We start from the raw sequence: 5,895 nt of genomic DNA on the forward strand, positions 1-5,895 counted from the left end.
GCCCGAGCCCAAGCCTTGATGACTTGGGCCGAAATGGTAGGCCTTGCTGCCTTCTGACGAGCTGATCTGAGGGAGCTCTCTAATGTCATCCCGTTAACCTGACGGTGCCCTTTATGATCATCCCTGCCACCAAGAAGGTAGGTGAGGCGCGGCGATGCTTAACGGCCTTGTGTCAGGTCTGAGATTACCTGGCGTGCCATTGCAAGACATCGCCGCAGGTCTTACCAGCTTACCGCAACGTACTTCATCTCACAGAATTCGAGGATTCCGTGATGAGCCCCTTCCCGGCCAAGGCCGCTTTGCTTCGTGCCGCCGAAGGGCGCTGCCGGATCTGAAACCAGACCACGATTGAGCCCAACCATGCCGCTTTCCATCTTGCCCGAGACGCGCAAGCCTTTAGCAAGATCACCGGTATAAACATACGAGATAAGTCCATACTCGCTGTCATTTGCCAAACGGATCACCTCCTCCTCAGTTTTGAAAGACGAGATTGCCGCGATCGGGCCGAAGATTTCCTCGCGAGTGATAGCGGCTTCGGCTGGGACGCCAGTCAGTACAGTCGGCGGATAATAGAAGCCCTTGCGGTCCAGTGCCTTGCCACCCGTTAGGATTGTAGCGCCACAGCGAACCGCGTCTTCAACAAGACCGCTGATGCGGCTAACGGCGTCAGCATTGATGAGGGGACCGCAATGGGTGCCGTCGTCATAACCAGCGCCCACTGTCATGGCTTCCATACGCTCGGCGAGGCGCTGCGAGAAGGCTTCCAAGATGCCTTCCTGAACGTAGAAGCGGTTGGCTGCCGTGCAGGCTTCACCACCGTTGCGCATCTTCGCGACCATTGCACCTTCAATGGCAGCATCGAGATCAGCATCATCGAAGACGATGAAGGGAGCGTTACCGCCGAGTTCCATGGAGCATGATAGCACCGTATCGGCTGCTTCATGGAGGAGCTTGCGCCCGACTTCCGTCGAGCCAGTGAATGAGAGCTTTCGTACCCGTGGATCGTGCAGCATCGCGCTGACGGTCGCACCTGAGCGTGAGGTCGTGATGACGTTGACCACTCCGTCAGGCACACCGGCTTCAGCGTACAGCTCCGCGAGCACATAGGCTGTGAGCGGAGTCTCGGTGGCCGGCTTGAGCACAACCGTGCAGCCGGCCGCAAGTGCCGGCGCGATCTTCCTGGTGGCCATAGCCGCAGGGAAGTTCCACGGAGTGACGAGGACCGCAACGCCGATCGGTTGGTAGTCGACTAGAATGCGGTTGGCTCCGCTTGGAGCGATGGACATCTCGCCATTTAGCCGCACAGCTTCCTCGGAGAACCAGCGGAAGAACTCAGCCGCGTAGGCGACCTCGCCTCTGGCATCGTTCAGCGCCTTGCCATTCTCAAGCGATATCAGCTCCGCCAGCATCTCCTTTCGCTCGATCATGAGCTCAAAGCACCGACGCAGGATCTCAGAGCGCTTCCGGGGCGCAGTCTCGGCCCATGCAGAACCAGCCTGATACGCTACTGCGACGGCGTCAAGCGCGTCCTCGATGCTGGCATCGGCGACCGATGTGATCACCGCCTGTGTCGACGGATCGATCACATCGATGCGTTTTCCCATAGAACCAGGGCGCCACTTTCCGTTGATGTAAAGATCGGTAGGGAGGCTCGCAACATCAAAGCCGAGCTCCGGGGTAAGTTTCGTCTGGGCAGACATCTTGGAATTGCCTCTCGTTTCGGGTTCAGCCGCGCAGGCGCTCTCGGTCGCCATCGAAGGCAGCAGTGACGAGAGACGTCATGGATTGGAGATCAAGAGGGCGCGGATTGTTCTTGATCAGGCGTGTGGCGCCCATCGCCTGCTCAGCGACGACAGACAGTTGATCCCGGCTGATACCGAGATCTGCGATGGTGCGCGGAATGCCGATGGACGCGAAAAGGCCGGCAACGGCGTCGATTGCCGCACCCGCCCTCTCATCCTCTGACATCCCCGCGGTCTCAAGCCCCATGGCGCCTGCCACCACAGCCATGTCGGCTCTGGCATACGAACGGTTGAACTCCATGACATAGGGCATCATGACGGCGACACCCGCGCCATGGGGCGTATGGGTCAGCGCACCCACAGGATATTGGATTGCGTGGGCGGCGGCGGTACCAGCGGTCCCGAATGCAAGCCCAGCGGCAGTTGCGCCGAGCATGAGCCGCTCACGCGCAACGGTGTGAGCACCATCATCATACGCTGCCTTTAGGCTCGCGGCGATATGGGAAATGGCGAACAGTGCGTAGTGATCGCTAAGGATGTTCTTTCCTAAGAACACATGTTCATGAACAATATGGGGTGTCAGCTGGCGCCTCGCTGTGGTGAACGCCTCAAGCGCATGGGTCAGCGCATCGGCTCCCGAAATGGCGGTCAGAGAGGGCGGGCAGCTATAAGTCAGCTCCGGATCGCAAATCGCCGTATGAGGAATGAGATGCGGGCTTGCGATGCCAACCTTCACGGCGCGCTCGGGATCCGCGATGACAGCAACCGGTGTGACCTCGGATCCGGTACCTGATGTCGTCGGCACCGCGATCAGGGGAAGGACTGGACCGGGAACTTTGAATTCGCCGTAGTAGTCGGCCGCCTTTCCTCCATGCGTCAGGAGCAGCGCGATGACTTTGGCGGCATCAATGCAACTCCCTCCTCCAATGCCGATGACAACATCGGCGCTAAATGAGCGGCCTACCGCCACGCCCTCTGCAATACAGGACGCGGGCAGCTCGGCAATCGTTCCGGAGAAGACCTGTGCCTCGACACCTAAGGTCCTGATGCCATCAACCATGGCGGCAAAGGTGTGGTCCGCGGCAAGGCGCTCATCTGTCACAATGAGCGCCCGCTTCCCAAGCATGTTGACATAGTTTGGCAACGCGGCGCGCTGCCCTGCCCCGAAGACGAGATTACGTGGAGTGCGGAGGGTTCCAAACATGGTCAAACGTGCGCTCTCTGGTTTGTGTGTTGCTGTGGCAGGAGGGGCGTTTTTGCAAGAACCTGCAGCCGTTCCCAGACCTCGTCGACGATAGGCAGGCCCCCAACAAGGTACTTCTCGCGACAGGCGCGGGCTCTATCGCCTGGCACGAGAACACGCTCGAACCCGTCGGCAGGCTCCGTACTGCGGATGATATCAAGATAGGCGGAGAGATGAGCTTGCGGGCCGTCAATCACGATGAAAAGGTCGCCTTTGTTGCAGACCTCGGTAGCATCGAGCGTACCCCTCACATCCGTGCCAATCGCAGATCCGGCGAGGCTTGTGACGAGCAACTCGAAGGCAAGGCCCAGCGAGTAACCTTTGGCACCCCCGAACGGAGCGATCGCTCCATTCTTCGCCTTAACCGGGTCGGTGGTGGGGCTACCGTTGGAATCGAGCGCCCAGTGGCTGGGGATCGGCGCACCTCGATGGGCGTGATCGTGAATCTCACCCATCGACACGATGCTGGTTGCCGTATCCATGACGAAGAGCTCACCTTCGGCTGGAACGCCGATTGCGATGGGATTCGTGCCGATGAGCGCCTTCCGACCGCCCCAAGGATGAACCAGCGCCTCGCTGGTTGAGAGAGCGATCAGGATCTGGCCGGTGGCCGCGACCTTCTCGGCGTACCAGCCAAGCATTCCAATGTGATTGGAGTTGTTCACCGCCGCCAGCGCTACGCCTGTCTCACGGGCACGCTCCTGAATCGCGTCAAGCGCCGCCTTTGCGACAACTGGGCCGAGACCCATCTGGCCGTCGACCGACAAAAAGCCTCGCGACCGCCACGTGAAACGACCTCGAGTGTGTGGGTTGGCTACGCCGTTGGCGATTCGTTGAATGATGCGGTCCAGTCTCAACAAGCCGTGGGACGGGATACCCCGCAGTTCCGCCTCAAGCAGGATCTCGAGTTGGATCGCAGCATTTTCTGAAGGGATACCAGCCTGCGCCAGTGCTTTGCCGACGACATCCCTCACTTCTGGAACAGGAACGACTGGCACGATAAAAGATCCGATCGGATATATGATTGCGACAGGCGCACTATGCTGGTACGTATGCGTGAAGTCAAGAACGTAAGGGAAATGGACCGTGCCCGTCAGCGACGATAAAAACTTCAGAACAAACGCGAGCTCATTGCGTCGTCCCACTCGGCTCGGCGATGAGGTTTATAATGCGATTTATTCGCAGCTCATGTCTCACAAGATCGCACCGGGCGGCCGCATCTCCGTCGACAGTCTCGCAAGGGAGCTAGGCGTATCGCAGACGCCGGTCCGGGAGGCGCTCTCAAGGCTCGAGGCGCAAGGCCTTGTCGTAAAAACTCACCTCATCGGCTACAGCGCCGCTGAGCAAATGGATAAGCAGAGATTCGAGCAGCTTTATGAGCTTAGACTGCTTGTGGAGCCTTTCGCGGCAGCCAGGGCTGCGGTCCATATGAGTGACGACTCGATAAAGGAGTTGGAGAGCCTCGCTCAAAGCATGAAGCTACTTGAAAGGAACAACTCGAGGGCCGCCTACGGGCAGTTCGCGCAGAGCGACGGCGAGTTTCACAATCTGATTGCACTCGGCAGCGGAAATGAACTCGTGCACGCGGTTCTGTCTAACCTCCACACACATTTGCATCTCTTTCGGCTTTTCTATCATTCACGAGCAACAGCCGACGCCAACAATGAGCACGATCAAATTATCGAAGCCCTCCGTCGACGTGACCCGGATGCAGCGGCGGCGGCGATGAGCCACCACTTGGAGTGCTCGAAGGCGCGTTTCACAAGCTACTTCAGCGACTGAGTGTAGCAGTTCAAGTAGGCGCGTGCGGCGTGGTCTTGCGACGATGGATTCGCACGTTTTGATCTAGTGGGCTGGGTTGTTGAGTTCTCCGAGGGTTCACCGTCGGAAACGTGCAGTCCCTGAGGTCCCTACGAGGACCTCGGCTTTATTTAATCCCTTCCTGGAGGTTGGCTTCAGGCCGTTTGTCCTTAGGTCTGGTAGGCATAGAGCATCGGACCCAAAACGATGCTGGCACCTTCGGGGTCCATCCGATGCTCCTTTCTTACTTGAGCGCATCAGTTTTAGCGGAGAACCGGGTCCACTTTTCCGCACAATGCGCTGTCCCCGGTTCATCGCCCGCGGTGGACGGACCGCTGCACGAGCATGGCGATAATGATGATGGCACCTTGAACCGCGCCCACGAGGAACTCGGAGACGAAGTTCGACAGCACCATGATATTGGCGACGAGTTCGAGGATCACCGCACCGACGACGGTGCCCCAGATACGGCCGACGCCGCCCCTGAGAGCGGTGCCGCCGATGACGACGGCGGTGATGGCCTGCAGTTCCCACAGGAGACCGGTGGTTGGTGTGGCGGAGCCGAGGCGGGGTACATAGACGAGCACCGCGATGCCGACGCAGATGCCTTGAATGATGTAGGTGAGCGTGCGCACCCGCCAGATCGGCACACCCGAATAGCGAGCGACATCCTCGTTCGAGCCGAGCGCCACCACATGGCGGCCGAAGGAGGTGCGGTAGAGGATCAGGGCGCCGATGGCGGCCACGACCAGAAAGGCGATGATCGGCACCGGAATGCCGAACACGCTGCCGAAATAGACTGGGCGGTAGAGCTCGCGCAGCTCGAAATTGCGCATGGTGATGGTGCCGCCCGCCGCCAGCCACACCACGAGCGAGCGGAAGATGCCCATCGTGCCGAGCGTCACGATGAAAGGTTCGATCCTCCCGAAGGTGACGATCAATCCGTTTGCCATGCCGCATGCGGCGCTCAGGCCAACGGCCGCCAGCATGCCGAGCGCGAGCGTGCTCACATCCGCTGCGCCGAGCGAGTTGAGGGTCAGGATCATCACGCCCGCCGTGAGGGCCGCCATGGAGCCTACGGAGAGGTCGAGACCGCCACCGGCGATCACG

General features: G+C 59.7%; 5 protein-coding genes. 1 reads left to right on the forward strand and 4 read right to left on the reverse strand.

Features of this window, described 5'->3' with window-relative positions:
* Positions 1–221: 221 nt before the first annotated feature.
* Genes E4K09_RS14175 through E4K09_RS14185 form a run of 3 tightly spaced genes read right to left on the reverse strand, consistent with a single transcriptional unit; the run spans position 222 to position 3,983 of the window.
* Positions 222–1,700 carry an NAD-dependent succinate-semialdehyde dehydrogenase gene (locus E4K09_RS14175; RefSeq protein ID WP_134498052.1) on the reverse strand — a complete coding sequence of 493 codons (1,479 nt, stop codon included), beginning with the start codon at positions 1,698–1,700 and terminating at the stop codon, positions 222–224.
* Positions 1,701–1,725: 25 nt separating this feature from the next.
* The gene (locus E4K09_RS14180) at positions 1,726–2,952 is read right to left on the reverse strand and encodes an iron-containing alcohol dehydrogenase (RefSeq protein WP_134498054.1); all 1,227 of its coding nucleotides are present in this window, start codon (positions 2,950–2,952) and stop codon (positions 1,726–1,728) included.
* Positions 2,949–3,983 (reverse strand): Ldh family oxidoreductase, encoded by a 1,035-nt coding sequence (locus E4K09_RS14185; protein WP_134498060.1) that lies wholly within the window; start codon positions 3,981–3,983, stop codon positions 2,949–2,951. Before E4K09_RS14185 ends, E4K09_RS14180 begins: the two co-directional genes overlap by 4 nt.
* 88 nt (positions 3,984–4,071) lie before the next feature.
* On the opposite strand from E4K09_RS14185, the gene E4K09_RS14190 reads away from it, so the two are divergent.
* Positions 4,072–4,767 carry a GntR family transcriptional regulator gene (locus tag E4K09_RS14190; protein WP_425293846.1) on the forward strand — a complete coding sequence of 232 codons (696 nt, stop codon included), beginning with the start codon at positions 4,072–4,074 and terminating at the stop codon, positions 4,765–4,767.
* A gap of 329 nt (positions 4,768–5,096) precedes the next feature.
* Here the strand turns inward: E4K09_RS14190 and E4K09_RS14195 are convergent.
* Positions 5,097–5,895 (reverse strand): ABC transporter permease (locus E4K09_RS14195; protein ID WP_134498058.1); only part of this gene is annotated, 799 nt, incomplete at its 5' end.

The organism is Microvirga pakistanensis, assembly GCF_004458765.1.
Classification (GTDB): domain Bacteria; phylum Pseudomonadota; class Alphaproteobacteria; order Rhizobiales; family Beijerinckiaceae; genus Microvirga; species Microvirga pakistanensis.